Origin of the sequence: Nocardioides sp. ChNu-153 (assembly GCF_030466625.1) — a bacterium.
In the GTDB taxonomy this organism is placed as follows: Bacteria; Actinomycetota; Actinomycetes; order Propionibacteriales; family Nocardioidaceae; genus Nocardioides.
In genome coordinates, this window is record NZ_JADEVT010000007.1 from 94,139 (window position 1) to 120,301 (window position 26,163).

At 73.6% G+C, this 26,163-nt stretch carries 29 protein-coding genes; 19 read left to right on the plus strand and 10 right to left on the minus strand.

What is annotated here, in order from left to right; translation table 11 throughout:
- Positions 1–165 precede the first annotated feature (165 nt).
- From INN71_RS10985 to INN71_RS11030, 10 genes are all read left to right on the plus strand, one after another.
- On the plus strand, positions 166–513 hold the full coding sequence (locus INN71_RS10985; RefSeq protein ID WP_277500512.1) for an STAS domain-containing protein: 348 nt from the start codon (positions 166–168) through the stop codon (positions 511–513).
- Between the two features lie 139 nt (positions 514–652).
- Positions 653–808, plus strand: a complete 156-nt coding sequence (locus INN71_RS10990; protein WP_277500513.1) for a hypothetical protein — start codon at positions 653–655, stop codon at positions 806–808.
- 42 nt (positions 809–850) lie between these two features.
- Positions 851–1,216, plus strand: a complete 366-nt coding sequence (locus tag INN71_RS10995; protein ID WP_277500514.1) for a metal-sensitive transcriptional regulator — start codon at positions 851–853, stop codon at positions 1,214–1,216.
- Positions 1,217–1,246: 30 nt separating this feature from the next.
- On the plus strand, positions 1,247–1,450 hold the full coding sequence (locus INN71_RS11000; RefSeq protein ID WP_277500515.1) for a heavy-metal-associated domain-containing protein: 204 nt from the start codon (positions 1,247–1,249) through the stop codon (positions 1,448–1,450).
- Between the two features lie 30 nt (positions 1,451–1,480).
- Positions 1,481–2,455, plus strand: coding sequence for an NUDIX hydrolase (locus INN71_RS11005; RefSeq protein WP_277500516.1), 975 nt, complete (start codon positions 1,481–1,483; stop codon positions 2,453–2,455).
- 182 nt (positions 2,456–2,637) lie between these two features.
- Complete coding sequence (pstS, locus tag INN71_RS11010) at positions 2,638–3,735, plus strand: phosphate ABC transporter substrate-binding protein PstS (protein WP_277500517.1); 1,098 nt, start codon at positions 2,638–2,640, stop codon at positions 3,733–3,735.
- Positions 3,736–3,826: 91 nt separating this feature from the next.
- Entirely contained in the window at positions 3,827–4,801 is a 975-nt protein-coding gene (pstC, locus tag INN71_RS11015; protein WP_277500518.1) for a phosphate ABC transporter permease subunit PstC, read from the plus strand.
- Positions 4,798–5,874: a phosphate ABC transporter permease PstA gene (gene pstA, locus INN71_RS11020; protein ID WP_277500520.1), complete on the plus strand. Its 1,077-nt coding sequence runs from the start codon at positions 4,798–4,800 to the stop codon at positions 5,872–5,874. Before pstC ends, pstA begins: the two co-directional genes overlap by 4 nt.
- A gap of 24 nt (positions 5,875–5,898) precedes the next feature.
- Positions 5,899–6,678: a phosphate ABC transporter ATP-binding protein PstB gene (gene pstB / locus INN71_RS11025; protein ID WP_277500525.1), complete on the plus strand. Its 780-nt coding sequence runs from the start codon at positions 5,899–5,901 to the stop codon at positions 6,676–6,678.
- Between the two features lie 468 nt (positions 6,679–7,146).
- A complete protein-coding gene (locus INN71_RS11030) occupies positions 7,147–7,998 on the plus strand; it encodes a hypothetical protein (protein ID WP_277500526.1) in 852 nt (283 codons plus the stop codon).
- A 216-nt stretch (positions 7,999–8,214) separates the two neighbouring features.
- Here the strand turns inward: INN71_RS11030 and INN71_RS11035 are convergent, their stop codons facing one another.
- From INN71_RS11035 to INN71_RS11045, 3 genes are all read right to left on the minus strand, one after another.
- Positions 8,215–9,237 (minus strand): inorganic phosphate transporter, encoded by a 1,023-nt coding sequence (locus tag INN71_RS11035; RefSeq protein ID WP_277500527.1) that lies wholly within the window; start codon positions 9,235–9,237, stop codon positions 8,215–8,217.
- A gap of 3 nt (positions 9,238–9,240) precedes the next feature.
- Positions 9,241–9,858, minus strand: a complete 618-nt coding sequence (locus INN71_RS11040; RefSeq protein WP_277500529.1) for a DUF47 domain-containing protein — start codon at positions 9,856–9,858, stop codon at positions 9,241–9,243.
- A 147-nt stretch (positions 9,859–10,005) separates the two neighbouring features.
- Entirely contained in the window at positions 10,006–12,192 is a 2,187-nt protein-coding gene (locus tag INN71_RS11045) for an RNA degradosome polyphosphate kinase (protein ID WP_277500530.1), read from the minus strand.
- 96 nt (positions 12,193–12,288) lie between these two features.
- Between INN71_RS11045 and INN71_RS11050 the strand changes: the two genes are divergently transcribed.
- Both INN71_RS11050 and INN71_RS11055 read left to right on the plus strand, forming a co-directional pair.
- Positions 12,289–13,419 carry an alpha/beta hydrolase gene (locus INN71_RS11050; protein WP_277500531.1) on the plus strand — a complete coding sequence of 377 codons (1,131 nt, stop codon included), beginning with the start codon at positions 12,289–12,291 and terminating at the stop codon, positions 13,417–13,419.
- A gap of 11 nt (positions 13,420–13,430) precedes the next feature.
- A complete protein-coding gene (locus tag INN71_RS11055) occupies positions 13,431–14,108 on the plus strand; it encodes a GDSL-type esterase/lipase family protein (protein WP_277500532.1) in 678 nt (225 codons plus the stop codon).
- 30 nt (positions 14,109–14,138) lie between these two features.
- Here INN71_RS11055 and mshD read toward each other — a convergent pair whose 3' ends face one another.
- The gene (gene mshD / locus INN71_RS11060; RefSeq protein ID WP_277500534.1) at positions 14,139–15,116 is read right to left on the minus strand and encodes a mycothiol synthase; all 978 of its coding nucleotides are present in this window, start codon (positions 15,114–15,116) and stop codon (positions 14,139–14,141) included.
- 93 nt (positions 15,117–15,209) lie between these two features.
- Positions 15,210–15,938: a response regulator transcription factor gene (locus tag INN71_RS11065; protein WP_277500535.1), complete on the minus strand. Its 729-nt coding sequence runs from the start codon at positions 15,936–15,938 to the stop codon at positions 15,210–15,212.
- An 82-nt stretch (positions 15,939–16,020) separates the two neighbouring features.
- On the opposite strand from INN71_RS11065, the gene INN71_RS11070 reads away from it, so the two are divergent.
- Positions 16,021–16,323: a MoaD/ThiS family protein gene (locus tag INN71_RS11070; protein ID WP_277500536.1), complete on the plus strand. Its 303-nt coding sequence runs from the start codon at positions 16,021–16,023 to the stop codon at positions 16,321–16,323.
- Between the two features lie 26 nt (positions 16,324–16,349).
- On the opposite strand, the gene radA is transcribed toward INN71_RS11070, so the two are convergent.
- Entirely contained in the window at positions 16,350–17,750 is a 1,401-nt protein-coding gene (gene radA / locus INN71_RS11075; RefSeq protein ID WP_277500537.1) for a DNA repair protein RadA, read from the minus strand.
- 123 nt (positions 17,751–17,873) lie between these two features.
- Here radA and INN71_RS11080 point away from each other — a divergent pair, with 123 nt between their 5' ends.
- Positions 17,874–18,914, plus strand: coding sequence for a LacI family DNA-binding transcriptional regulator (locus INN71_RS11080; protein ID WP_277500538.1), 1,041 nt, complete (start codon positions 17,874–17,876; stop codon positions 18,912–18,914).
- Between the two features lie 21 nt (positions 18,915–18,935).
- Here INN71_RS11080 and INN71_RS11085 read toward each other — a convergent pair whose 3' ends face one another.
- The 3 genes from INN71_RS11085 to INN71_RS11095 form a co-directional block, all read right to left on the minus strand.
- Entirely contained in the window at positions 18,936–19,667 is a 732-nt protein-coding gene (locus INN71_RS11085; protein ID WP_277500539.1) for a class I SAM-dependent methyltransferase, read from the minus strand.
- A 28-nt stretch (positions 19,668–19,695) separates the two neighbouring features.
- Positions 19,696–20,334 carry a VOC family protein gene (locus tag INN71_RS11090; protein ID WP_277500540.1) on the minus strand — a complete coding sequence of 213 codons (639 nt, stop codon included), beginning with the start codon at positions 20,332–20,334 and terminating at the stop codon, positions 19,696–19,698.
- A gap of 96 nt (positions 20,335–20,430) precedes the next feature.
- The gene (locus tag INN71_RS11095; protein WP_277500541.1) at positions 20,431–21,228 is read right to left on the minus strand and encodes a hypothetical protein; all 798 of its coding nucleotides are present in this window, start codon (positions 21,226–21,228) and stop codon (positions 20,431–20,433) included.
- A gap of 50 nt (positions 21,229–21,278) precedes the next feature.
- On the opposite strand from INN71_RS11095, the gene INN71_RS11100 reads away from it, so the two are divergent.
- Genes INN71_RS11100 through proC form a run of 4 tightly spaced genes read left to right on the plus strand, consistent with a single transcriptional unit; the run spans position 21,279 to position 24,868 of the window.
- Entirely contained in the window at positions 21,279–22,214 is a 936-nt protein-coding gene (locus INN71_RS11100; protein WP_277500542.1) for a Ppx/GppA phosphatase family protein, read from the plus strand.
- 10 nt (positions 22,215–22,224) lie between these two features.
- On the plus strand, positions 22,225–23,022 hold the full coding sequence (locus tag INN71_RS11105; RefSeq protein WP_277500543.1) for a sugar phosphate isomerase/epimerase: 798 nt from the start codon (positions 22,225–22,227) through the stop codon (positions 23,020–23,022).
- 54 nt (positions 23,023–23,076) lie between these two features.
- Positions 23,077–24,012 carry a proline dehydrogenase family protein gene (locus INN71_RS11110; RefSeq protein ID WP_277500544.1) on the plus strand — a complete coding sequence of 312 codons (936 nt, stop codon included), beginning with the start codon at positions 23,077–23,079 and terminating at the stop codon, positions 24,010–24,012.
- 43 nt (positions 24,013–24,055) lie between these two features.
- On the plus strand, positions 24,056–24,868 hold the full coding sequence (gene proC, locus INN71_RS11115; protein WP_277500545.1) for a pyrroline-5-carboxylate reductase: 813 nt from the start codon (positions 24,056–24,058) through the stop codon (positions 24,866–24,868).
- Between the two features lie 28 nt (positions 24,869–24,896).
- On the opposite strand, the gene INN71_RS11120 is transcribed toward proC, so the two are convergent.
- On the minus strand, positions 24,897–25,604 hold the full coding sequence (locus INN71_RS11120; protein ID WP_277500546.1) for an HAD family hydrolase: 708 nt from the start codon (positions 25,602–25,604) through the stop codon (positions 24,897–24,899).
- Between the two features lie 237 nt (positions 25,605–25,841).
- Between INN71_RS11120 and INN71_RS11125 the strand changes: the two genes are divergently transcribed.
- Complete coding sequence (locus tag INN71_RS11125) at positions 25,842–26,054, plus strand: helix-turn-helix domain-containing protein (RefSeq protein WP_277500547.1); 213 nt, start codon at positions 25,842–25,844, stop codon at positions 26,052–26,054.
- Positions 26,055–26,163 lie beyond the last annotated feature (109 nt).

A 26,163-nucleotide genomic window follows, 5' to 3' on the forward strand; every position in this document is an offset into this window, starting at 1 on the left:
CCGCGGGCGGGACGGCGGGGCGGGCTCGGCTCCGCGCACGGCCGTCGGTCGCGTTTCGGGTCTGCCTGCGGGCGGGGGCCCCGACATGGTTTGATAGCCCAGGCACTGTTCGGGGGACTGTGCCCCTGACGAGCCGAGAGCACGCCCCGTGCCTGAGGAGACGACGTGGATCTGACTCTTGCGACCAGCGAGAACGATGGCAAGACCATCGTCGCCGTGGGTGGCGAGATCGACGTCTACACGGCCCCCCGGCTGCGCGACCGCATCACCGAGCTGGTGGCGGCGGGCGCCTACGACCTGGTGATCGACATGGAGGCCGTCGAGTTCCTCGACTCCACCGGTCTCGGCGTCCTGGTCGGCGGCCTCAAGAAGGTCCGCGCCCACAACGGCTCCCTGCAGCTCATCTGCAGCCAGGACCGCCTCCTCAAGATCTTCCGGATCACGGGCCTGGCGAAGGTGTTCGTCATCCACGGGTCCCTCGCGGCGGCGCTCTCGCCCGCCGACGCCTCCTGACGCCGACGGGCCACGCCGCACCCCCCGGCCGGACTAGACCTCCGGGTCCGTTCGGGCCGTTCTGTGCGGCCGCCGGTTTCCGGTCACCACCCCTGGGGCACTCTGGACCGGTGCGCGTGCGGTGGTGGAGGTGAGCGGGATGAACGACCAGTTCGACGTCACGCTCGAGGACTCCGTGCTGCTGACGGAGGTCGAGCTCACCACCAACCTCATGGTCGCGGCCAGCCAGTCCGAGGGCAGCCTGTCCCCCGAGGAGATCGACCGGATCCTCGGCGTGGACGTCCCGGACGCCTGAGCGACCACCGCCCCGGATACCCCCACGGGGTATGCTGGCCCCATGACGTCCCCCAGCCCGGCCGGTGCGGTCGACCCCGTCGAGCCCCCCGTCGAGCCCGGTGAGGACGAAGTGCGCGACGGGCACCACCAGCACGGGTACATCGGCCACAAGGACGAGGTCCTGCGCCGGCTGCGCCGCATCGAGGGCCAGGCCCGCGGCCTGCAGCGCATGGTCGAGGACGAGAAGTACTGCATCGACATCCTCACCCAGGTCTCGGCCATGACCCGCGCCCTCCACGTCGTCTCCGTGACCCTCGTCGGGGACCACCTGTCGCACTGCGTCGTCGACGCGGCGCGGGCGGGCGGCGACGAGGCCGACGCCAAGATCCAGGAGGCGGTCGACGCCATCGGCCGCCTCGTCCGCTGACCCACCCCGCACCCCACCTCGGAGGAAGCCATGAGCACCACGACCTACACCGTCACCGGCATGACCTGCGGCCACTGCGTCGCGTCCGTCCGCGAGGAGGTCGGCGAGATCCCCGGCGTGCAGGACGTGCAGGTCGACCTCGAGTCCGGCCGCGTCACCGTCACCAGCGAGTCCGAGGTCGACCGCGAGGCCGTCGCGGCCGCGGTCGACGAGGCGGGCTACGCCCTGGCCTGACCGGCCCGGGCCCCGTGTGAGACTGGGCCCATGAGTGCCGGGGCCGCCCGTGGAGCCGAAGGTCCTGCCGACCCCCGAGCCACCCCCGTGGTCCGTGCCGCCGGTGCGGTGGTCACCCGGCCGGGCCGCGAGGTCCTCCTGGTCCACCGCCCGCGGTACGACGACTGGTCCTTCCCCAAGGGCAAGGTCGACCCCGGCGAGCACGTGGCCGCCACCGCGGTCCGCGAGGTCGCGGAGGAGACGGGCCTCGCCGTGCGGCTCGGGGTGCCGCTGACCCGCCAGCGCTACGAGGTCGCCGCCCGGGCCGGGTCCCGCGGCAAGACCGTGGACTACTGGTCCGCCCGGGTCGTGGGCGCCGACGACGTCGCGGGCTACCGCCGGGGGGACGAGATCGACGAGGTCGTGTGGCTGCCGTTCGCCGAGGCCGCCGACCGGCTCACCTACCCGCACGACCGCCGTACCCTCGCCGAGGCGGTGGAGCTGCCCCGCCGTACCGGCGCCCTCGTCGTGCTCCGCCACGGCGACGCCCGCCCACGCTCGTCGTGGGACGCGCCCGACCCGCTGCGGCCGCTCGTCGACCGGGGCCACGAGCAGGCGCGGGCGTGGGTGCCGGTCCTGGGGGCCTACGGCGTCGACGAGGTCGTCAGCTCGCCCAGCGCCCGGTGCGTGCAGACGGTGCAGCCCTACCTCGACGCGGCCGGGCTCGAGCCCGACCTGCAGGCCTGCCTGAGCGAGGAGGGGGCCGACGCCGGCTCCGTACGCCGTCTCGTCACCGCCCTGCTCGAGGGACGCCGCCGCGTCGTGCTCTGCACGCACCGCCCGGTGCTCCCGCTCGTGTACGACGCGCTCGCCGCCCGCGCCCGGCCGGGCGTGGTCACGCGCCCGGGGGAGCAGCTCGCGAAGGGGGCGGCGATCGTCGCGCACCACCACCGAGGCGCGGTCGTGGCCACGGAGACCGTCGCGCCTGCCGTCGCGGGCCGCGGCGACCGACGAGCCCCTGCGTGACGCACGTCATGTCCGTCAAGCCCTACTGGCCGGTGTTCACCTGATGGTCGCCCTGCGCCCGCCGCGTCGTCCCGGTCTGGGTCGGCAGCGTTCACTGCTCGTTCACTGACGCCGACAGATCCGTACACCCGACCTCCTTAGGTTCCCTGCGTCAGTTCATCCGAAACTTCAGGAGACACGAAGTGAAGCGCAGTTCTTACAGCCGGTACCTCGTGCCCGGCGTGGCCGTCCTGGCCCTCACGCTCTCGGCTTGCGGCGCCGGCAACGAGGACGACGGCAACGCCCCCGACGTCGAGGGTGCCGAGGAGCTGTCCGGCACCCTGAACGGCGCCGGTGCCTCCACGCAGGAGGCCGTGATGGGCGTGTGGCGCGGCAACTTCCAGAACGCTGCCTCCGACGTCACGGTCAACTACGACCCCGCCGGCTCCGGCGCGGGCCGCGAGCAGTTCATCGCGGGCGGCGTGCAGTTCGCCGGCTCGGACGCGTACCTCGACGAGGAGGAGCTGACGGCCGCCACCGAGCGCTGCAACGGCACCACCCCGATCGAGATCCCGTCGTACGTCGCGCCGATCGCGGTCGCGTACAACCTCCCGGGCGTCGAGGACCTGCAGCTGTCCGGCGAGACGGTCGCGCAGATCTTCAACAACCAGATCACGAACTGGAACGACCCGGCCATCGCCGCGGACAACCCGGACGCGACGCTGCCCGACCTGACGATCAACCCGGTCTTCCGCGGTGACGCCTCGGGCACGACCGAGAACTTCACCACCTACCTCGACGCCACCACGTCGTGGCCGCACGGCCCGGTCGAGGACTGGCCGGCCACCGGCGAGGCCGCCACCGGCACGTCGGGCGTCATCGAGGTCGTCACCGGCACCGAGGGCTCCATCGGCTACGCCGACGGCTCGCAGGTGGAGGAGGCCGGTCTCTCGGCCGCCGCCATCGGCGTCGGCGAGGAGTTCGTGGCCCCGACCCCCGAGGCCGCCGGTCAGATCCTGACCGCGTCCACCCCCGTCCCGGGTCGCGACGCCGAGGTCGACCTCGCGGTCGACATCGACTACACGACGCAGGAGTCGGGCACCTACCCGATCGTGCTCGCGTCGTACCTGATCGCCTGCCAGTCCTACGAGGACTCGAACGAGGCCGAGCTGGTCAAGGGCTTCCTCGAGTACATCCTCTCGCCGGAGGGCCAGGAGTCCGGCACGCAGGACGCCGGCGCGGCTCCGCTGCCCGACGAGCTCCGGGAGAAGGCGGCCGCGGCCGTCGAGAAGATCTCCTGATCAACCGCACATGACCGACCGCTCGGCGGCACGTCCCCACGGGGGCGTGCCGCCGAACGGCGGTGTGCACGAAGAGAAAGTGTGAGGCAGCGTGCCCTCTACCGACACCGTGAAGGCGCCCCCGCCGGATCGTGAGCCGGCCGTCAAGAAGCGCTCCACCGAGCGCCCTGGCGACCGCATCTTCCGCGGCACCGCCGTCGGAGCGGCGACGGTCATCCTGGTCGCGCTCGCCGGCGTCGCGATCTTCCTGACCGTCGAGGGCCTCCCCGGCCTCACCGCCGAGCCCGACGCCATGAGCGGGCAGGCGAGCTTCGCCGGCTACGCCCTGCGCCTGGTCTACGGCACGCTGCTGGCGGCCGTCATCGCGCTCGTCGTCGCCACGCCGCTCTCGATCGGCATGGCCCTGGTCATCTCCCACTACGCGCCGCGCCGCCTGGCCACCCCGCTCGGCTACGTCGTCGACCTCCTCGCCGCCGTGCCCAGCGTCGTCTACGGCCTCTGGGGCATCCTGTTCCTCGGCCCGCGCATGGGCGACCTCTTCCGCTGGCTCGAGGAGAACCTCGGCTTCATCCCGCTCTTCGCGGGCCCGGCCGCCGGCAGCGGCCGCACCATCTTCACCGCCGGCCTCGTGCTGGCGATCATGGTGCTGCCGATCATCACCGCCATCTGCCGCGAGATCTTCGCGCAGACCCCGAAGCTGCACGAGGAGGCCGCCCTCGCGCTCGGCGCGACGCGCTGGGAGATGGTGCGGATGGCCGTCTTCCCGTACGCCCGCTCGGGCATGGTGTCGGCCACGATGCTGGGCCTCGGCCGCGCGCTCGGCGAGACCATGGCCGTCGCGATGGTGCTGGCCGCCTCGGGCACCGGGTTCGTGACGCTCAACCTGATCTCGACGCAGAACCCCAACACCATCGCCGCCAACATCGCGCGTGAGTTCCCCGAGGCGACCGGCACCTCGGTCAACGTGCTCATCGCGAGCGGCCTGGTCCTCTTCGTCATCACCTTCGCCGTGAACTTCGCGGCGCGCGCCATCGTGGCCCGGAGCGGGAAGAAGATGAACCGATGACCACCCTCGAGAAGAACCCCACGCCCGTGCGGGAGGACATGCCCCTGTCCGGGCCCCGCCTGCCGGCCTACGCGCCGCTGCTCGCGGTCGTGGCCGCCATCGCCGTCGGCGGTGCGCTGGCGCTCGTGCTCGGCGCCGGCGTCGTGGCCGCCGCGTTCCTCGCCATCGTGGCCTTCGTGGTGCTGCTCCCGCTGTGGTCCCGCATCGTCGAGGGCAAGCGCAGCGCCGTCGACCGCCTGGTCGCCGCCCTCGTGTGGGTGGCGCTGCTGGCGGCGATCGTGCCGCTGGTCTCCCTCATCTGGACGGTCGTCAGCAAGGGGGCCCCGGCCCTCTCGGCGGACTTCTTCACCTACTCGATGCGCAGCGTCTTCGGCGACGCGCAGGGCGGCATCTACCACGCCCTCATCGGCACGGTCCTGGTCACGATCGCGGCGACCATCATCTCCGTGCCCATCGGCATCTTCACGGCGATCTACCTCGTCGAGTACGGCACGGGCAGTCGCCTCGCCCGGTCCATCACGTTCCTGGTGGACGTCATGACGGGCATCCCCTCGATCGTCGCCGGCCTGTTCGCCTACGCGCTCTTCGTGCTGTTCTTCGGCCCCGGCGTGCGCATGGGCTTCGGTGGCTCGGTGGCCCTGTCGTTGCTGATGATCCCGGTCGTGGTGCGCTCCACCGAGGAGATGCTCAAGCTGGTTCCCGGCGAGCTGCGGGAGGCGGCGTACGCTCTGGGTGTGCCCAAGTGGCGGACCATCACCAAGGTGGTGCTGCCGACCGCCATGAGCGGCATCGTGACCGGTGTGACGCTGGCGATCGCGCGGGTCATCGGCGAGACGGCCCCGCTGCTCATCATCGCCGGCAAGACCGACTCGGTGAACTTCAACCTGTTCGACGAGCGCATGGCGACGCTGCCGGTGTTCATCTACTACAGCTACACGCAGCCGGGTCTGCCGGCGTCCGCCGGTCACGAGCGGGCCTGGGGCGCGGCCCTCGTGCTCATCGCGATCGTCATGATCCTCAACGTGCTCGCCCGCGTGATCGGCAAGGCGTTCGCACCCAAGACCGGCCGCTGAGCCGAGAGAAGGAAAGCACTCCCCATGGCCAAGAGCATCGACGTCTCCGACCTCGACATCTACTACGGCGACTTCCTCGCCGTGCAGGGCGTCAACATGACGATCCGGGCGCGCAGCGTGACCGCCTTCATCGGTCCCTCGGGCTGCGGCAAGTCGACGTACCTCCGCTCGCTCAACCGCATGCACGAGGTCATCCCCGGCGCGCGCGTCGAGGGGAAGATCGTGGTCGACGGGCAGGACCTCTACGGCAACGGTGTCGACCCCGTCGCCGTGCGCCGCCAGATCGGCATGGTCTTCCAGCGGCCGAACCCGTTCCCGACGATGTCGATCTACGACAACGTGCTGGCCGGCAACCGCCTCAACGCCAAGAAGATGAAGAAGTCCGAGGCGGACACCATCGTCGAGCGCTCCCTGAAGGGCGCGAACCTGTGGGGCGAGGTCAAGGACCGTCTCGGCAAGCCCGGCATGGGCCTGTCGGGTGGTCAGCAGCAGCGCCTGTGCATCGCCCGGGCGATCGCGGTCGAGCCCGAGGTGCTCCTGATGGACGAGCCGTGCTCCGCGCTCGACCCCATCTCGACCTCCGCGATCGAGGACCTCATCCACGAGCTGAAGTCGCAGTACACGATCGTCATCGTCACCCACAACATGCAGCAGGCGGCCCGCGTCTCCGACGAGACCGGCTTCTTCAACCTCAAGGGCGCCGGCCAGCCCGGCCACCTGGTCGAGTTCAACCCGACCGAGAAGGTCTTCGCGAACCCGGACAACGAGGCCACCGAGGCCTACATCTCCGGCCGCTTCGGCTGAGCCGCCGCCCCCGGGGCCATCCCGGGGCCGCCACCGACGCAGGGCCCGCAGCAGGTACGCCGTACCCGCCGCGGGCCCTGCGCCGTCCCGTGGGGCCTCGGGTCGTCCCCGGGGTCTTGCCACGTCCCGCGGCCCTGCCCGGACGTCATGCGTCGGGTGGGTCGGAGCGCTCGGGGCGTATGACGTCCCGCGGCTCGCCGGCCAGACGAGTGAGGCGACCTGGCCGACCCGGTCGTCGTCCGACGAGCCGTCTTCCGTCCCCAGGTGGCCGCGCCGGACCCGCCGTCCCCAGGCGCCGCCTCCCACCATCCTGCGGAGGGTGCGGGCCGGGAGCCTGGTCGGGTGGTGGACGGAGGGACGAGACCGGCGGACGGACGCGAACGCCGACGGCGCGCGCGGGCACAGGTCGTCGCCCTGGCGGGGGAGCAGGGCGGCGTCGTGTCGCGACGCCAGGCGTACGCCGCGGGCGTGACCAGGTGGCAGGTGCGCGCCGAGATCGCCGGGGGCAGGTGGCGTCGCCTGAGGTCGCAGAGCATCGTGGTCCACAACGGACCGCTGGACCGGGACGGCGCGCTGTGGAGCGCGGTGCTGGAGGCGGGCCCCCGGGCGCACCTCGACGGCGCTGCGGCTCTCGAGGTCGCGGGACTCCGCCGGTGGTCGGAGGAGGCGATCCGGGTGTCGGTCCCGCGGGGTGCCCGGGTACGGCGGGGACCCGGTCTCGACGTGCGCCAGACACGTCGCTACTCGGCCGAGGACGTGGTGGGCCCGGGCGTGCCCCGGGCTCGGCCGGCCGTCGCCGCCGTCCGGGCCGCACTCTGGGCGCGATCGGACCGCCAGGCGACGCTGCTGCTCACCATGACGGTGCAGCAGGGAGTCGCGACCGTGGCCGAGCTGGGCGCTGAGCTGCTCCGCATCCGTCGCGACCGGCGTCGTGCGCTGGTGCAGGAGGTGCTGCAAGAGCTGCTCGGCGGCGCGGAGTCCCTGGGCGAGATCGACGTCGCCCGTGAGTGCCGTCGTCGGGGGCTGCCGGAGCCGACGCGGCAGGCGGTGCGCCGCGGCCGCGGCGGTTCCTACTACCTCGACGTCTGGTGGGAGCAGTACGGCGTCGTCCTCGAGGTCGACGGGCTCCACCACGCCTGGGCGGAGAACCTCGTGGCCGACGCGATCCGCCAGAACGAGGTGGTGCTGGCGGGCGCGGACCTCGTCCTGCGGCTCCCGGTCCTCGGCCTGAGGGTCGCCCCCGACGCGTTCTTCGAGCAGGTGGAGCGCGCGCTCCGCGCACGTGGCTGGGAACGCGACGAGACCCTCCTCGCCGGCTGACCCGCCGCACGTCATGCGCAGTGAGCGTCCTGGCCTGGCATCCGGATGACGTCCCCGGGCAGTCTGGCGGCGGCCCCCGGCGGAGCGCCAGGCCCTCATACGACGCGCCGAGACGTCATGCGAGAAGAGCCCTTCGGCCTCGGATCGGTATGACGTCCCGGGGGCTGGGCGGGGGCGCGGTACGGCGCGGGGCCGGGCGCTACGAGCCGGGGTGGCTCAGGGTGCGACCTCGAAGACGACGTGGGCGATGCCGTAGCCGGCGGCGCCGACGAGGCCGGCCATGGGGAACGTCAGGATCCAGGCCATGATGATCGACTTCGCGACGCCCCAGCGCACGGCGGAGAAGCGCTTGGTGGCGCCGGCGCCCATGACGGCGGAGGTGATGGTGTGCGTCGTCGAGATGGGCGCCTCGAAGGCGAACGCGGTCGTGTAGAGCACGCCGGCCGCCACCGTCTCCGACGCGAAGCCGCGGGGCGGGTCGAGGTCGATGATGCGCCGCCCGAGGGTGCGCATGATGCGCCAGCCGCCGGCGTACGTGCCCAGCGAGATCGCGGCGGCGGCCGAGAAGATGACCCACAGGGGGAGGCCGTCGGACTGGGCGTAGAACCCGCCGGTGACGAGCGCCAGGAAGATGACGCCCATCGTCTTCTGTGCGTCCTGCAGGCCGTGGCCCAGCGCCATCGCGGCGGCGGACAGCGTCTGCGCGACGCGGAACCCGCGGTTGGTCCGCCCGGGGTTGCTGCGCCGGAAGATCCACATGATCGCGACCATCAGCACGAACGCCGCGGCGAAGCCGAACAGCGGCGAGGCGATCATCGGGATGACGACCTTCTGCACGATGACGTCCCACTTCACCGTCGCGCCGCCCGCGAGCGCGGCGCCCACGAGGCCGCCGATGAGGGCGTGGGAGGACGACGAGGGCAGGCCGAAGTACCAGGTGATCAGGTTCCAGGCGATGGCGCCGAGCAGCCCGGCGAGCACGATCACCAGGCCGTGGACCGCGGCCGAGGTCGTCTCCGGGTCGGGGATCGTGATGACCGACGCGACGGTGTTCGCGATCTCCTGGCCCAGGAAGGCGCCGACGAAGTTCATGACCGCCGCCATGGCGAGGGCGATGCGCGGGGTGAGGGCCCGCGTCGAGACGGACGTCGCGATCGCGTTCGCCGCGTCGTGGAACCCGTTCGTGTAGTCGAACGTGAGGGCGACGACGACCACCACGACGACGATGGTGAGCTCCACCGCTCAGGACTCCTTGACGGCGATCGTCTCCACCCGGTTGGCCACGGTCTCGAAGGCGTCGATGGCGCGCTCGAGCGCCTCGACGATGTCCTTGAGCTTCAGCACCTCGATGGTCTTGTAGGACCCGCTGAAGAGGTTGGCCAGGGTGCGGCGGTGGTTCTTGTCGCCGGCGTTCTCCAGCCGGTTGATCTCGATCCAGTACTCCGAGAGGTCCTTCATCGTCCGCAGCCGCGGCATCGCCTCGGCGGTGACCTCGGCGCAGCGCTGGAGCACGTCGACCTGCTGGCTCAGCTCGGGGGGCAGCGCCTTCACCTCGTAGAGCAGGATCAGGTCGACCGCCTCGTCCATCTCGTCCATCACGTCGTCGAGACCGGAGGCGAGGCCGTAGATGTCCTCGCGGTCGAACGGCGTCACGAACGTCGAGTTCACCTGCCGCACGATCGCGTGGGTCGTCTCGTCGGCCGCGTGCTCGGCGTCGCGCATGCGGCGCGCGACGTCCTCGCGGTCGGCGCCGTCGGCGAGCATCTCGGCCAGCAGGCCGGCGCCGACGACGAGGTGCTGGGCCGACTGTGAGAAGAGGTCGTAGAACGACCCCTCGACAGGGCGGAAGCGAAAAGCCACGGGATTCTCCTGCAGGACGGAACCAGGCCGCCTCATGCTAGGGCTTCGTCACTTGCCGGACACAAACCCGGGGCCCCGTGACGTCCCCGACGCCCGCTCCGGTCCGGACCACCCCCGGTCGGGTACGGCGGACCGCACCCGCCGCGGTCAGCCGCGGCGCTGGCGGCGCTGCTGCTCGATGAGCGTCTCCTGGAGGTGACGCTCCCCGCGGTGCCGGGTCCACGAGCCGTCGGACTCGAGGTGCCAGGCGTCGGTGGCGTCGTCGAACGCGAGGTCGAGCAGCGCGGCGACCTTCGCCCCCTGCGCCTCGGGCAGCCGCACCATGACCTCGACGCGGCGGTCGAGGTTGCGGTGCATCATGTCGGCCGAGCCGATCCAGGCGGTAGGGGAGCCGCCGCCGGCGAACCACGCGACGCGGCTGTGCTCCAGGAAGCGACCGAGCACGGAACGGACGTGGATGGACTCCGACAGCCCGGGCACGCCGGGGCGCAGCGCGGAGATCCCGCGCACCAGGAGCTCGATGCTCACGCCGGCCTGCGAGGCGAGGTAGAGCGCGTCGATGATCGCCTCGTCGACGACCGAGTTGGCCTTGATGCGGATGTGCGCCGGACGCCCCGCCTCGTGGTGGGCGATCTCGGCGTGGATGGCGTCGACGAGCCCGGTGCGGACCCCGTCCGGGGCGACGAGCAGCTCGTCGTACGACGCGTTGCGGGAGAAGCCGGACAGGTTGTTGAACAGGTGGGCGACGTCCTCGCCGATGCGGGGGTCGGCGGTGAGCAGGCCGAGGTCCTCGTAGAGGCGGGCGGTCTTCGGGTTGTAGTTGCCCGTGCCGATGTGGGTGTAGCGGCGGATGCCGTCGGGCTCGTCGCGCACCACCAGCGAGAGCTTGCAGTGCGTCTTGAGGCCGACCAGGCCGTAGACGACGTGGCAGCCCGCGTGCTCCAGCTTGCGGGCCCAGCGGATGTTGTTGGTCTCGTCGAAGCGCGCCTTGATCTCGACGATCACCAGCACCTGCTTGCCGGCCTCGGCGGCGTCGACGAGGGCGTCGATGATCGGCGAGTCGCCCGAGGTGCGGTAGAGCGTCTGCTTGATCGCCAGCACGTGCGGGTCGGCGGCCGCCTGCTCGAGGAAGCGCTGCACCGAGGTGGCGAACGAGTCGTAGGGGTGGTGCAGCAGCACGTCGTGGCGGCGCACCGCCTTGAACACGTCGACGGGCGAGCTCGACTCGACCTCCGCGAGCAGCGGGTGGGTCGAGGGCACGAACGCGCGGTACTTCAGGTCCTCGCGGTCGAGGTCGGCGATGTCGTTGAGACCGCGCAGGTCGAGCGGGCCCGAGAGCCGGAAGACCTCCTCGTCGCGCACGCCGAGCTCGGAGGTCAGCAGCTCCAGCACCTTCGGGTCGATGGACTCCTCGACCTCCAGGCGTACGGCGGGCCCGAACCGACGCCGCAGCAGCTCCTTCTCGAGCGCCTGGAGGAGGTTCTCGGCGTCGTCCTCCTCGACCTCCAGGTCCTCGTTGCGGGTGACGCGGAAGGTGTGGACGCCCAGCACCTCCATGCCGGGGAACAGCCGCTTGAGGTGCTCGCGGATGACGTCCTCGAGCGGCACGAAGCGCTGGTTGCCCACCGCGACGAAGCGGTCGAAGATCGGCGGCACCTTGACGCGGGCGAACTGCTCCTTGCCCGTCTTCGGGTTGCGCACCAGCACGGCCAGGTTGAGCGAGAGACCCGAGATGTAGGGGAACGGGTGGGCCGGGTCGACGGCGAGCGGGGTCAGCACCGGGAAGACGCGGTCGCGGAAGAGGCGCTTGCAGTGCTTCTGCTCGTCGCGGTCGAGGTCCTCCCAACGCACGAGCTGGATGCCCTCCAGCTCGAGCGCGGGCACGATCTCGTCGCGGAACACGCGCGCGTGGCGGTCCATCAGCTCACGGGTCGTCGACCAGATCTCGCGCAGCACCTCGCGCGGCAGCAGGCCGGAGGCCGCGCGGACGGCGACGCCCGCCGCGATCCGGCGCTTGAGGCCGGCCACGCGCACCATGAAGAACTCGTCGAGGTTGCTCGCGAAGATGGCGAGGAAGCGGGTGCGCTCCAGCAGGGGGAGCGTGGGGTCCTCGGCCAGCTCGAGCACGCGCTGGTTGAACTTCAGCCACGACACCTCGCGGTCCAGGAACCGGTCGCCGTGCTTCTCCACCGCGGCCAGCGCCTCCGGGTCGGGCACGTACGGCGGGTCGACGTCGAAGATGTCGCCGCCGGCCGCCTGGAGGGCGGACTCCGGGGGCCCGTCGTCCAGCGAGCCCGAGACGTGAGCGGCGAGGATGGACGGGTCGGTGCTCATGCGCGCCATCCTCCCACCCGACGGTGAACGAGCGGTGACCGTGCGCATCCCGCGGATCCGCTGGCGCGGGGCGAACCGATCGGTAACCTGACGCTCGTGCCTGCCGACACCTCCCCGACGCACGCAGCGACCCGCCTCAAGCGCGCCTCCCTGCGCGGCCTGCTCGCCCTGCCCGAGCCGGTCAAGCGCCGGCTGGCGGGCGCCCCCGTCGACCTCGACGGGCTGCGCCTCGACCTCGACACCCAGCTCGTGCTGCGCCTCGCGCAGCTCACCCGCGAGCCCGTCATCGAGACGCTGCCCGTCGCGAAGGCGCGGCGGGCGCTGCTCGCCCAGTCGGTGCTGGCGGGCGGCGAGCAGCCGATCGGCGACGCGCTCTCGTGCCGGGTGGCCGGTCTGCCCGGCCGCCTCTACGTGCCCCGCGGCCGGCTCGTGCAGGACGGCGGGGGCGGCGACCCGCTGCTGGTCTTCCTCCACGGCGGCGGCTGGTTGTACGGCGACCTCGACAGCCACGACGCGCTGTGCCGGTTCCTCGCCGAGCAGGCCGGCGTCCGGGTGCTGTCGGTGGCCTACCGGCTCGCGCCGGAGCACCCGTTCCCCGCCGCGTACGACGACGCGGTCGCGGCGTACCGCTGGGTCGTCGAGAACGCCGGCTGGCTCGGCGCCGACGTGGACCGCATCGCGGTGGGCGGCGACTCGGCGGGCGGCAACCTCGCCGCGACCGTGGCGATCGAGGCGGCCCGCGAGGGACTGCCGCTGGCGTTCCAGCTGCTCATCTACCCCGCGACCGACATGACGCGCTCGAGCGAGAGCCACCGGCTCTTCGCCCGCGGCTTCTTCCTCACCGCCGAGTTCATGGACGGCGTCGCGGAGGGCTACCTCCCCGAGGTCCACGACCGCGTCGACCCCACGGCCTCGCCGCTGTTCGCCGAGCTGCCCGAGGGGCTGGCCCCGGCGTACCTGTGCACGGCCGGCTTCGACCCCCTGCGCGACGAGGGCGAGGCCTACGCCCGCAAGCTCGAGGCCGCGGGCGTCCCCGTCGTCCAGCGCCGCTTCGACGGCCTCATCCACGGCTTCGCCAACTGGGTCGCGCTCGGCGCCGCCAACCACGCCGCGCTCGTCGAGGTCGCGGCCGCCCTGCGCGCCGGGCTCGGCGTCGACGCCGACGGCGCCCACGGCGGCACCGAGCCGGCGGGCGGCACCGCGGCGGCGGGTACGGCGGGGGGCTGAGCGTGGGCCGGGTGAGCGGCGGCCGGGGGAGCGGGCTGCCCTGGCGCCGCATCGGCGCCGGGCTGGTCGTGGCGGGCGTCGCGACGGGCGTCGTGGCCCACGAGACGACCCGTGTCGAGGCCAGCGCCAACGGGGTGGCCACCGTCTTCATCGGCGACTCCATCACCGAGGCCGACACTGCGGGGGCCACGGACCTGCCGGGGCCGCGGTCGTGGACCCGGTACGTCGTGACCGACGACCGCACGCCGTGGCGCTACGTGGCCAACGCCGCCGTCGCCGGGGAGACGCTCGGCGAGATGGCGGACCGCTTCGAGCGCGACGTGCTGGCCCGCGGCCCGGAGGCCGTCGTGATCATGGGCGGCACCAACGACGTGCGCCTCGGGCTGGCGGTCGAGGACTCGCTCGACGCGCTGCGCTCCATGGTCGACGCGGCGCGCGGGGCCGGCGCGGAGGTGTGGATCGTCTCGCCCCCGCCGCTCGACCTGCCCCGCTGGGGCGACGTCGGTCCGTTGATCGAGGCCGAGCGCGCTCTGGCCGAGCAGCTCGACGTGCCGTTCGTCGAGGTGGTGCCCGAGGTCGGGGACGGCGACGACCGGTGGGCGTCGCCCGGCCTCACGACCGACGGGGCCCACCCGACCGAGCGGGGCGCCGAGGCCATCGCGGCGGCCGTGCTGGCCCAGGTCGGCTGAGCGACCCGCCGGCGGGCCGGGCCCGGCGGCTCAGCCCCGCGCGTACTGCACGTGGCTCGCGGCGACCGTGAAGCCCAGGCCCGCGTAGACCGCGCGCGCCGGGTGGTTGTCGCCCTCGACGTACAGCTCGACGACGCGGGGGTGCTGCGCCTCGAGGTGGTGCAGACCGGCCAGCGTCAGCAGCTTGCCCAGGCCGCGGCCCTGCGCCTGCGGCGCGACGCCGACGACGTAGACCTCGCCGACCGGGCCCGTGTCGTCCCCGCTGCCGTCGCCGCTGTCGTCGCCCGGGGTGGTCTTGGTCCAGTGGAACCCCAGCATCGCGCCGGTGGCGGTGTCCTCGGCGACGAGCAGGCCTGCCGGGTCGAACCAGTCCTGGGCCATCCGCTCGGCGAGGTCGCGCTCGTCCATCGCGCCCTGCTCCGGGTGGCGGGCGAAGGCCGCTGCGTTGACCGCCAGGAGGTCGGCCGCGTCGTCGGGGCGGTACGAGCGGATCGTGACGTCGGCGCGCGACGGCAGGGCGGGCAGGCCACCGGGCTCGCGCTCCATCACCAGCAGCTCGCGCACGCGGTCGAAGCCGAGGCGTTCCGCGAGGTGGGCCGCCCGCGGGCTGTCCACGTGGGACCAGGCGACCACGCGGGCGTCGTCGGCGAGCCCGTCGAGGGACGTCCGCGCCAGGGCGGCACCCACGCCGTACCCCTGGTCGTCGGGGGTCACGGCGAGGGTCAGGTCGTGCTCGGCGCCGGTGCGCCGCAGGAGCGCGAACCCGACGGGGCGGGGGCCGCCGGCGGGCCGGGGCTCCTCGGCCAGCCACAGCCGGGCGTCCTGGAGCCCGCGGTGCTCGAGGTGGCGGCGACCGGCCTCGTCGAGCGCCGGGGCTCCGAGGGTGCGGGCGACGCCGCCGTCCACGGCGTCGAGCGCCGCCCGGGTGGACTCGTCGAGCGTGACCGGCTCGCGGAGCACGACCGGCCCGGTGCGTCCCTGCAGGTGGTCCGTCCCCTCGTGCGCCATGGCCCCGACCCTACGGCCGCGACGCAGCACGGCCCCGGGCGGACCCGGGGCCGTGCTGAGGTGTCGCTGGGTGCTGCTGCTCCGCGGGAACGCTCAGGCGTCGACGCCGGCGTCGGCCGCGACCGTCGTCTCGGACCGGTCCTTCGACGGCAGCACGAAGCGGTAGCCGACGTTGCGCACGGTGCCGATGAGCGTCTCGTGCTCGGGGCCGAGCTTGGCGCGCAGGCGACGCACGTGCACGTCGACGGTGCGGGTGCCGCCGAAGTAGTCGTAGCCCCACACCTCCTGCAGCAGCTGCTGGCGGCTGAACACGCGGCCCGGGTGCTGGGCCAGGAACTTCAGGAGCTCGAACTCCTTGAAGGTCAGGTCGAGCGGGCGGCCCCCGAGCTTCGCCGTGTACGTCGCGTCGTCGACCACGACCTCGCCGCTGCGGATGACGTGCGACTCGGGGTCGTCCGCCTGCCGCTGGGCGTTGAGGCGACCGATCGCGAGGCGGATGCGGGCCTCGAGCTCGGCGGGACCGCAGGTGTGGAGGACGACGTCGTCCATGCCCCAGTCGGCGGCCACGACGGCCAGGCCGCCCTCGGTGACGACGAGCAGGACGGGGACGTCGGCCCCGGTGGTGCGGATGAGGCGGCAGAGGTCACGCGCGTGGGCGAGCTCCTGGCGGCCGTCGACGAGGACCAGGTCCGCGTCGGGGGCCTCGAGGAGCGCGCTTCCCTCGGCTGGGAGGATCTTGACGCTGTGGCCGAGCAGGGCCAGGCCGGGCAGCACCTCGACCGAGGGCTGCAGGGCACTGGTGAGGAGCAGAAGAGCGCTCATGGTGGTCTCCTCCCGAAGGGGTGGGGACCGAAACACGTCGTTGAGTCTCGGCCTGCACAAGTGAACGGGAGAATACAGAAACATGGTCGACACGCCACCGGCATCACCGCGAAGTGAGACGCAGGTCATCGAGGCCCGTTACTGGGCGGCAGCGAAACAGGCCGCCGGGGTGGAGGCCGACCAGGTGCCCGTCGAGGGCGCCGTCACCCTCGCCGACCTGCAGCAACGCGTGCTCGGGCTGCACCCCGGCGCGCGCCTCGGCGACGTGCTCGCCGTCTGCTCCGTGCTCGTCGACGACCGCCCCGTCAGCTCGGAGGACCCGGGCGACGTCGTGGTGAGCCCGGGCTCGGTCGTGCAGTTCCTCCCGCCCTTCGCCGGGGGCTGAGCCCCGGGCCGGCGGCGTGGTGGGGCTCAGCCGTTCACGAGGCCGAGCAACCGCAGGGCGGAGCGCACGTCGTCGACGTCGACCACCTTCATGCCGTCGACCGTCCACGACTCCGGCGAGCGTCCGCCGGACTTGCGGTGCGGCACCACGGCGAGGCGGAAGCCGAGCCGGGCGGCCTCGGAGAGGCGCTGGTCGAGGTCGCGCACGCGCCGCAGCTCGCCCGCGAGGCCGATCTCGCCCATGGCGACGACCCCGAGCGGGGCGGCCTTCCCCTGGCTGGCCGAGGCCAGCGCGACGGCGAGCGCCAGGTCGCTCGCCGGCTCGTGCAGCCGCGCCCCGCCGACGGTGGAGGCGAAGACGTCCATCTGGTGCAGCCGGATGCCGCAGTGCTGCGCCAGGACGGCCAGCACCATGGCCACCCGGGAGCCGTCGAGGCCCGCCGTCGTGCGGCGGGGACGCTCCGCCGGGGTCGGCGTGACCAGCGCCTGCACCTCGGCGAGCAGGGGGCGTCGCCCCTCCAGCGTCACGGCCACGCAGGTGCCCGGCACCTGGCGCTCGTGGTGCTCGACGAAGAGACCCGTCGGGTCCGACACCGCTGTGATGCCGTCGCTGCCCAGCTCGAAGCAGCCCACCTCGTCGACCGGGCCGAACCGGTTCTTCATCGCCCGCACCATGCGCAGCCGCGAGTCGCGGTCGCCCTCGAAGTGCAGCACGACGTCCACCAGGTGCTCGAGCACGCGGGGGCCCGCGATCGAGCCGTCCTTCGTCACGTGGCCCACGAGCACCGTCGTGATGCCGCGCGTCTTCGCCATGCGGATGAGCGCCGCCGCGACCTCCTTGACCTGGGTGACGCCGCCGGGGACGCCGTCGACGCCCGGGGCGCTGATCGTCTGCACGGAGTCGACCACCAGCAGGGCCGGCTGCACGGCGTCCACGTGCCCGAGCACGGCGCCCAGGTCGGTCTCGGCGGCCAGGTAGAGCTCGTCGGTGATGCTGTGCGTGCGGTCGGCCCGCAGGCGCACCTGCGAGGCCGACTCCTCGCCGGAGACGTAGAGCGTGCGCGTGCGGCGGCGGGCCGTCTGGGCCGCCACCTCGAGCAGCAGGGTCGACTTGCCGACCCCGGGCTCGCCCGCCAGGAGGAGGGCGGCGCCGGGCACGAGGCCGCCGCCGAGCACGCGGTCGAGCTCCGGCACCCCGCTCGTGCGGAAGGTGGCCGTGTCCGTGCGGACCTGGCCGATGGGCACCGCGGGTGCGGTGACGGGGCCGGCGGCCGCAGCCGCGGACGCCGTCGACGACGCCACCTCGACGACGGTGCCCCAGGCCTGGCACTCACCGCAGCGCCCCACCCACTTCGCGGTCTCCCAGCCGCACTCGCTGCACCGGTGGACCGGGCGGGAGCGGGCGGGACGGGAGGCGGGTCGGCTCATGGACGGCACCGTAGAGGAGCCCGCCGACAGTGCGGGTCGACGTACCCGTGCGAGGTGTTGACGGCCCTCCCCGCGCCGCCCGATGATGCTCGACGCACAGCTTGGATCGATCAAGGGAGACGGATGGGCCGCGACCCCCACCGGGCGGCGGACGGCCCGTCGGGTCCGCCGACCCTGGCCGACGTGGCCGCGCTCGCCGGGGTCTCGCGCCAGACGGTCTCCAACGCGCTCAACAACCCGGCCCTGCTGCGCGCCGACACCCTCGAGCGGGTGCGCGACGCCGTCGACACCCTGGGCTACACGCCCAACCGGGCCGCGCGGAACCTGCGCACCAAGGCGTCGCGGCTCATCGGCCTGCGGCTCACGCCCTTCGCCGAGGAGACGGCCAACGCCACGGTCGACCGGTTCGTGCACTCGCTCGTGCAGGCGTCGCGGGAGGCCGGCTACCACGTGCTCCTCTTCGACGGCGACGACCCGAGCGACCCGGCGTCGGGGTACGACGAGCTCGTGCGCTCCACCGCGGTCGACGCGTTCGTCGTCACCGACACGTTCAAGGGCAACCCGCAGGCCTCCTACCTCGAGGACAGCCGCGTGCCGTTCGTTGCCTTCGGGCGCCCGTGGACCCCGGCGGCGCTGCACCCGTGGGTCGACGTCGACGGTGCGGCCGGCACCGCGGAGGCCACGGCGCACCTGCTCGCCCGCGGCCACCGCCGCGTCGCCTGGATCGGCTGGCGCAAGGAGTCCCCGATCGGCGAGGACCGGCGGGCCGGCTGGTCCCGCACCCTGCGCGGGCACGGGTTGTCGACGAGCGGCCTGGCCTCCCGGGTGGAGGACACGGTGCGCAGCGGCCACGAGGCAGCCGGCGTGCTGCTCGACGAGGCGGCGCCCACCGCGTTCGTCTGCGCCTCCGACACGCTGGCGACGGGGGTGCTGCGCCAGCTGCACGAGCGCGGCCTCGTCGCCGGGCGCGACGTCGCCGTGGTCGGCTTCGACGACTCCCCGGTGGCCCAGCTGCTGCCCGGCGGGCTGACGTCCGTGCGCCAGCCGCTGGAGGAGGTCGCGGTGCAGGTCGTCGACCGGCTCGGCAAGCTGCTCGGCCACCGCGAGACGTTCGGCAGCGGCACGCTGCTCGCGCCGCACCTCGTGGTGCGCGGCTCCAGCTGAGCGGCCCGGACCGGGCGGCTCTCAGAAGCGGCGCCACCACAGGTTGACGGCGTAGTCGACGCTCGTGCCCGCGTGCTCGGCGAGCACCGCGTCGGCGGTCGCGGGGTCGAGCTCGATCCGCACGACGGCCTCGAGGTCCTCCCGGCGGTCGAACTCCCACGTCATGTCGAGCGGCTCCCGGCGGAAGCCCTGCGCCGCCCAGAAGCGCTCCTGCACGTGCGGCGGGTCCACCTGGGGGTAGCCGCGCCGGAACCACGCCCCGAAGGTCGAGCGGGACGCGTCGTTGTCGATGACGAAGGCCGTGCCGCCCCGGCGCACCACCCGGGCCAGCTCGCGCAGGCCCGGCTCGCAGCCCGGGCCGAAGAAGTACGCCCAGCGGGCCTGCACCACGTCGACCGACGCGTCGGGCAGCGGCACGGCCTGGGCGGTGCCCACGTGCACCTCGACGGTGGGGTGGGAGCGGGTACGGCGCCGCGCCAGCGCCGCGAGGGCCGGGTGCGGCTCCACGCCGACCACCCGGGCGGCCCCGGCGCCCGAGGCGTCGCCGTCGGCCCAGCGGGGGAGGTGGAAACCGGTGCCGCAGCCGAGGTCGAGGAAGGTGCGGCCCGACCAGTCGGCGATGCCGCGCGAGGCCCGCTCGATCACGCCCGCACGGTCGACGGCGCGGTTCTCCAGCTCGTAGGTCGCCGTGTGCTCCCAGATGTTGGGGCTCGGGACGGTGCCGCGCGGGGCACCCGGGGGCAGCTTCGCCACGGTCGGGCCTCGGGAGCCGGAGCGGGGATCAGATGCGGACGATGCCGTCCGGGGTGCGGACCTGCACCGCCAGGACGCCGGGGGTGCCGTGCGGCGCCACCCACTCGACGGTGATGTCCTCCAGCGGCTCCTCGACGGGCTCGCCCAGCCACTCGCTCACGCGGTGCGGGTCGCCCGCGATCTCGAGGCACTCGAGCGAGTACGACGGGTCCGCGCCGGCCCCGGGGTGCAGCTCGCGCGGCGACTCCCAGTGCACGAAGAAGGGCAGCTGCGGGTCGGCGATGAGCCCGTTGACGCCCAGCTGCTGCCACACCAGCTCGGTGCCGTCGGGGCGGTGCCGGCTGCCCTTGACCGCGGACCGGCCGAGGCGGCGTTCGACGCGCGAGAGGTCGCCGACGGCGACCACCCAGCCGAGCCAGCCGCCGCCGAGGGCGGAGCGGGCGCGCACGGCCTGGCCGAACGGCGCCTTGTCCGAGGCGGGGTGGTCGAGGACCTCGACGATCTCGATGTAGGTGTCGCCGGCGAGACCGAGGGTCATGTTGCGGGTGCCGAAGCGGGGGTGCACCCCGCCGTCGACGAACTCGCGTCCGATCAGCCCGCCGATGCGCTCGGCGGTGGCCGCCAGTCCGTCGGGTCCGGCGGCGTACGAGAGGTGGTCCAGGCGCATGGCCCGATTCTGTGGGTACCGCTCGGCCCCGCCGCACGCGGGGGGCGGGTCTCTCGACGTCGAGACGCCTACACGTCGTAGTAGACGAGGGCGCGGTCAGCGCGGGTCGGCGGGGTGGAGCGCCAGCAGCGAGCGCGAGCGCGCGTGGGACTCGCAGTGGCGCACGAGCTCGTCGTACCCCGCCTGCCCCATCAGCGCGACCAGCTCCGCGGCGCTCGTGCGGTAGAGCGGCTCCGGGGCGACGTGGGCGACGGGGTTGCCGGTGCAGTACCAGTCGAGGTCGTGCCCGCCCGGCCCCCAGCCGCGCCGGTCGTACTCGCCGATGGACACCTCGAGGTACGACGACCCGTCCGGCCGCTCCACGTCGCGGTAGGTACGGCGCAGCGGCAGCTGCCAGCACACGTCGGGCTTGGTCTCGAGCGGCTCGAGCCCCTCGCGCAGCGCGAGGGCGTGCAGCGCGCAGCCCTCCCCGCCGGCGAAGCCGGGGCGGTTCGCGAAGACGCACGCCTCCTGGCCGTCGACCACCGTGGTGCGGGTCTTGCGGGCGCCCTCCTCGTCGGTGGTCACCCAGGCGTCGCGGGCCACCGAGCGCCCGGCGGGCCGCTGCTGCCACAGGTCGGCGTCGAGGAGGGTCACGAAGGTGGCGACGCGCTCCTCGTCCCCGTCGTCGGAGAAGTGGGCGCCCAGGGTGCAGCACCCCACGTCCGGCGACGTCGCGTAGATCCCGGCGCACCCGCGCCCGAAGATGCAGGTGTACGCCGAGGTCAGCCACGTCAGGTCGCAGCGGAAGACCTGGTCGGCGTCGTCGGGGTCGCCGAACTCGACCCAGGCGCGCGGGAAGTCGAGCGGCACCTCGACGCCGCGGTCGGGGGACGCGGGGAGGGGGGAGGGCACCCGGGCAGCCTATGCCGCCGGCGTCGGCCCCCGGCGCTACCGTTGCGCCCATGAGGTTGGGAGTGCTCGACATCGGCTCGAACACGGGGCACCTGCTCGTGGTCGACGCCCACGGCGGCGCGGCGCCGCTGCCGGCGTACTCCTACAAGGAGCCGCTGCGCCTCGCGGAGCACCTCGACGCCTCGGGGGCGGTGAGCCCGACGGGCATCGACGCGCTGGCCGACTTCACCCGCCAGGCCCAGGTCGTGGCGGAGGACAAGGGCTGCGAGGAGATGCTGGCGTTCGCGACGTCGGCGGTGCGGGACGCGACGAACTCCGACGCCGTGCTGGCCGAGGTCGCCGAGCGCACGGGTGTGCGGCTGTCGGTGCTGTCCGGGGCCGACGAGGCGCGGCTGACCTTCCTCGCGGTGCGGCGCTGGTTCGGCTGGTCCGCCGGCCGGCTCGTCGTCTTCGACATCGGCGGCGGGTCGCTGGAGATCGCCGGTGGCGCGAACGAGGCGCCCGACGTCGCGTGGTCGCTGCCGCTGGGGGCGGCCCGGCTCTCGCGTGAGTTCTTCGCCCACGGGGCCCCCGACGAGGAGCACGTCCGCGCCCTGCGCAAGCGCATCCGCGCCGAGATCGCCCGCGACGCGGGCAACCTCCTGCGGGCGGGTACGCCGGACCGCGCGGCCGCCACGTCCAAGACATTCCGCTCGCTCGCCCGGATCTGCGGTGCGCCGGGCTCCTCCGAGGGCCAGCTGGTGCCCCGGGTGCTGCCCGCGGCCGAGCTGGCGGAGTGGATCCCCAAGCTGATGGAGATGGGGCACGACGAGCTCGCGGCCCTGCCGGGCGTCTCGCCGAGCCGCACCCACCAGATCGTGCCGGGGGCGCTGGTCGCCGACGCGGTGATGGACATCTTCGGGCTCGAGGGCCTCGAGGTCTGCCCGTGGGCCCTGCGGGAGGGCGTCATCCTGGAGCGCTTCGACCAGCTGAGCGTCCTCGGGTGAGGACCGGCTGATGGTCGTCGGGCTGTCGACCTCCTCGACGTACCCCGAGTCGACGGCGCACGCGTTCGCGTACGCCGCCGAGGTGGGCTACGACGCCGTCGAGGTCATGGTCGGCATCGACGCCCTCAGCCAGCAGGTCTCGGCGGTCGAGCAGCTCGCGCAGCACCACGACGTGCCGGTCTGCGCGGTCCACGCCCCGTGCCTGCTCTTCACGCAGGCGGTCTGGGGCCTCGAGCCGTGGGGCAAGCTCGAGCGCTCGGCCGAGATGGCGAGGGCGCTCGGCGCCGACGTCGTCGTGGTGCACCCGCCGTTCCGCTGGCAGCGGGAGTACGCGCGGGACTTCGTCGACGGCATCGCGGCGCTCGAGGAGTCGAGCGGGATCGCGTTCGCGGTGGAGAACATGTACCCGTGGAAGGCCACGCCGCGGAAGGGCACGACGCGCGGCATGGAGGTCTACGCGCCGGGGTGGGACCCGTCGGCGGAGAACTACGCGAACACCACGATCGACCTGTCCCACGCCGCCATCGCGGGCTCCGACCCGATCGCCATGGCCGACCGGCTCGGGTCGCGGCTGCGCCACCTCCACCTGACCGACGGCACCGGGTCGGCCAAGGACGAGCACCTGGTGCCGGGGCGCGGCGTGATGGGCGCGGCCGACCTGCTGCGCCACCTCGCCGGGCAGGGCTTCGAGGGCCACGTGGTGCTCGAGATCAACACCCGCAAGGCCGCCGACCGCGACGCGCGGCTGGCCGACCTGGCGGAGTCCCTGGCCTTCGCACGCGAGCACCTCGCCGTCCGCGAGGTGTGAGCCGGGTCACGGACCGGTCGTCGGTGGCTGGAGCCGTCCGGGTAGCGTGACGCCATGCCCGTGCTCCGCCGCCCGCTCCTCGCGCTCGCGCGCAGCGGTCGGGTGAAGGAGGCGTTGACGACGCTGCCGGTGGCCTCGTCCGTCGTCCGCGGCTACGTGCCGGGGGAGTCGACCGACGACGCGATCGGCGCCACGACCCGTCTCCTCGACGACGGGCTGGCCGTCACGATCGACCACCTGGGCGAGGACACGCTGGACGCCGAGCAGGCCGAGGCGACGACCCGCGTCTACCTGCACCTGCTCGACCAGCTCGCCGCCCACGGGCTCGCCCGCCGGGCCGAGGTGTCGCTGAAGCTCAGCGCCGTGGGCCGTGCGCTGCCCGGCACCGGCACCGACCTCGCCCTGGAGAACGCGCACCGCGTCTGCGAGGCCGCCCGCGCCGTCGGCACCACCGTCACCCTCGACATGGAGGACCACACCGGCGTCGACGCCACCCTCACCATCCTGCGCGAGCTGCGCCGCGAGCACCCGGACACGGGCGCCGTGCTGCAGGCCTACCTGCGCCGTACCGAGGCCGACGCCCGCGACCTCGCCTACGAGGGGTCGCGGGTGCGCCTGTGCAAGGGCGCGTACGACGAGCCCTCCGGCGTCGCGTTCCAGACGCGCGAGGAGGTCGACCGCGCGTTCGTGCGCTGCCTGCGCATCCTCATGGCCGGGCAGGGCTACCCGATGGTCGCCACCCACGACCCCCGGCTGATCCGGATCGCGGGCTCGCTCGCGAGCCGCCACGGGCGCCACCGCGGCACGTACGAGTACCAGATGCTCTACGGCATCCGGCCCGAGGAGCAGCGCCGGCTGGCCGCCGAGGGCGAGACCGTGCGGGTCTACGTGCCCTACGGCACCGACTGGTACGGCTACCTGACCCGCCGGCTCGCCGAGCGCCCGCAGAACCTGTCACTCTTCGTCACGTCGTTGATCTCGAAGAAGTGACGTCGGGCCCGCCCCGGCGCCGCGAACAGGAGCCGTGGAGCACGTGACCGCCTCGACCTCGTCCCTCACCGCCATCATCGGCGCCGGCGTCATGGGGGAGACCCTCCTCTCCGGCCTGCTGCGGGCCGGCCGACCGGCCGACCGGCTGCTGGTGGGCGAGAAGCGCCCCGAGCGGGGCGAGGAGCTGCGCGCGCGCTACGGCGTCGAGGTGCTCGACAACGTGGAGGCCGCACGGCGCGCCGACACGGTCGCGCTCGTAGTGAAGCCGCAGGACATGGGTGCCGTCCTCGAGCAGGTCTCCCCGGTGCTGCGCCCCGGCCAGCTGGTCGTCTCGCTCGCCGCGGGCACCACGACCGCGTACGTCGAGGCGCGGGTCCCCCAGGGCGTCGCCGTCGTGCGCGTCATGCCCAACACCCCGGCGCTGGTCGACGAGGGGATGGCCGCCATCTCCGGCGGGCGCCACGCCAGCGAGGAGCAGCTCGCGGAGGTCGAGGGCCTCCTGAGCGCCACGGGCAAGGTGCTGCGCGTCCCCGAGGCGCAGCAGGACGCGGTGACCGCGATCTCCGGCTCCGGGCCCGCCTACCTCTTCTACGTCGTCGAGTCGATGATCGAGGCCGGCGTGCACCTCGGCCTGCCCCGCACGACCGCCACCGACCTCGTCGTGCAGACCGTCGTCGGCTCCGCCACGATGCTGCGCGAGACCGGCACCCACCCCACGGTCCTGCGCGAGCAGGTCACCTCCCCGGCGGGCACCACGGCCGCCGCGCTGCGCGAGCTGGAGATCCACAAGGTGCGCGCCGCGTTCCTCGCCGCCATGGAGGCCGCGCGCAACCGGTCGGCCGAGCTCGGCTCCTGAGGCGTCGGGCGCGCGTCAGGCCGAGGGTTCAGGCCGCGGCGAAGTCGAGCGCGTCGAGGCTGCGCACGCGGCGCACGCCGGCGGTGGGGTGCTCGTCGTACCGGTCGAGGAGGACGGCGCGCAGGCCGGCCCGGGCGGCGCCGCGCACGTCGTTCGCCAGCGAGTCGCCGACCATGAGGGTCGCGCCGACGGGGGTGCCCAGGTGGGCGCACGCCGCGGCGTACGCGCGGGCGTCGGGCTTGGCCGCCCGCAGCGCCGAGGAGGCGAGCACCGGGGCGTCGAGGGCGTCGAGCACGGGCGCGAGCCCGACGCGCTCGACCTTGCTGCGCTGCCGGCGCAGGTCGCCGTTGGTCAGCACGCCCACCGCGAGGCCGGCGGCGTGCGCCCGCTCCAGCGCCCGCCGGGCGTCGGCGAAGGCCCGCCACGCCGCGCGGTAGGCCGTGGAGAACCCCGCGAAGGCCTCGTCGGCGGCGGCGTCCTCGCGCAGGTCGAGGTGGGGCACGAAGGCACGGACGCGCGCACGTCGCTGCTCCGCGAAGGTCAGCTCGCCGCGCTGGTACGCCGCGTGGTGCCGCATCTCGAGCAGCGTCCACCGCTCGGCGAGCTCGGCCGGCGTGCCCGGCAGCCCCAGCCCTGCGGCCCACGCCACGAGACCCGCCCGCGCCGCGCCGCGGTGGTCCACGAGGGTGTCGTCGAGGTCGAAGAGGACCGCGGCGAGCGGGAGTCGGGGAGCCACCCGCGGGAGTGTGCCAGCGGCCGCCGACACCCTGCATCCTGTGCGGTTCCTGTGGGCGAATCCCACCGGTGTGAGTACCGCCTGAGCAGCGGGTTCAAGCCGACACGCCGAGGAAGTGGAGATTTCCGGCGAATGCCACTCCCCAGGAGTCACATCAGGCTCTATTCTCACGCCAACCCCTCGCGTGTGGAGCCGGCCCGGATGGTCGGCGCGCGTCCGGGCAGAAAGCGGTGCACGATGGCCCTGCACGACGGTCCTTCCGGCGACATCTCGGGGGTCAAGTTCCTGACCGTCGCCGAGGTCGCCTCGGTGATGCGCGTCTCCAAGATGACGGTCTACCGTCTCGTCCACAACGGCGAGCTCCCCGCGGTGCGGGTCGGCCGCTCCTTCCGCGTGGAGGAGAAGGACGTCGACGAGTACCTGCGGAGCAGCTTCTACGACGCCGGCTGAGCGCGCCCGCGGTCCACGCCACGGCCTCGTTTCGGCGCCTCGGGGTGGTCCCGCTAGGCTGAGGTCCGGCCATCCCGCGTCCCGCGTGGGTGGGCAACCGTTCGTGAAA

Excerpts from the sequence above, each read along its gene's own strand:
- INN71_RS10990 (WP_277500513.1), top strand. The coding sequence starts at position 653 with ATGAACGACCAGTTCGACGTCACGCTCGAGGACTCCGTGCTGCTGACG.
- INN71_RS10995 (WP_277500514.1), top strand. The coding sequence starts at position 851 with ATGACGTCCCCCAGCCCGGCCGGTGCGGTCGACCCCGTCGAGCCCCCC.
- INN71_RS11000 (WP_277500515.1), top strand. The coding sequence starts at position 1,247 with ATGAGCACCACGACCTACACCGTCACCGGCATGACCTGCGGCCACTGC.
- INN71_RS11005 (WP_277500516.1), top strand. The coding sequence starts at position 1,481 with ATGAGTGCCGGGGCCGCCCGTGGAGCCGAAGGTCCTGCCGACCCCCGA.
- pstA (WP_277500520.1), top strand. The coding sequence starts at position 4,798 with ATGACCACCCTCGAGAAGAACCCCACGCCCGTGCGGGAGGACATGCCC.
- pstB (WP_277500525.1), top strand. The coding sequence starts at position 5,899 with ATGGCCAAGAGCATCGACGTCTCCGACCTCGACATCTACTACGGCGAC.
- INN71_RS11045 (WP_277500530.1), bottom strand. The coding sequence starts at position 12,192 with ATGAGCACCGACCCGTCCATCCTCGCCGCTCACGTCTCGGGCTCGCTG.
- mshD (WP_277500534.1), bottom strand. The coding sequence starts at position 15,116 with ATGGCGCACGAGGGGACGGACCACCTGCAGGGACGCACCGGGCCGGTC.
- INN71_RS11065 (WP_277500535.1), bottom strand. The coding sequence starts at position 15,938 with ATGAGCGCTCTTCTGCTCCTCACCAGTGCCCTGCAGCCCTCGGTCGAG.
- INN71_RS11070 (WP_277500536.1), top strand. The coding sequence starts at position 16,021 with ATGGTCGACACGCCACCGGCATCACCGCGAAGTGAGACGCAGGTCATC.
- radA (WP_277500537.1), bottom strand. The coding sequence starts at position 17,750 with ATGAGCCGACCCGCCTCCCGTCCCGCCCGCTCCCGCCCGGTCCACCGG.
- INN71_RS11080 (WP_277500538.1), top strand. The coding sequence starts at position 17,874 with ATGGGCCGCGACCCCCACCGGGCGGCGGACGGCCCGTCGGGTCCGCCG.
- INN71_RS11090 (WP_277500540.1), bottom strand. The coding sequence starts at position 20,334 with ATGCGCCTGGACCACCTCTCGTACGCCGCCGGACCCGACGGACTGGCG.
- INN71_RS11100 (WP_277500542.1), top strand. The coding sequence starts at position 21,279 with ATGAGGTTGGGAGTGCTCGACATCGGCTCGAACACGGGGCACCTGCTC.
- INN71_RS11105 (WP_277500543.1), top strand. The coding sequence starts at position 22,225 with ATGGTCGTCGGGCTGTCGACCTCCTCGACGTACCCCGAGTCGACGGCG.
- INN71_RS11110 (WP_277500544.1), top strand. The coding sequence starts at position 23,077 with ATGCCCGTGCTCCGCCGCCCGCTCCTCGCGCTCGCGCGCAGCGGTCGG.
- INN71_RS11125 (WP_277500547.1), top strand. The coding sequence starts at position 25,842 with ATGGCCCTGCACGACGGTCCTTCCGGCGACATCTCGGGGGTCAAGTTC.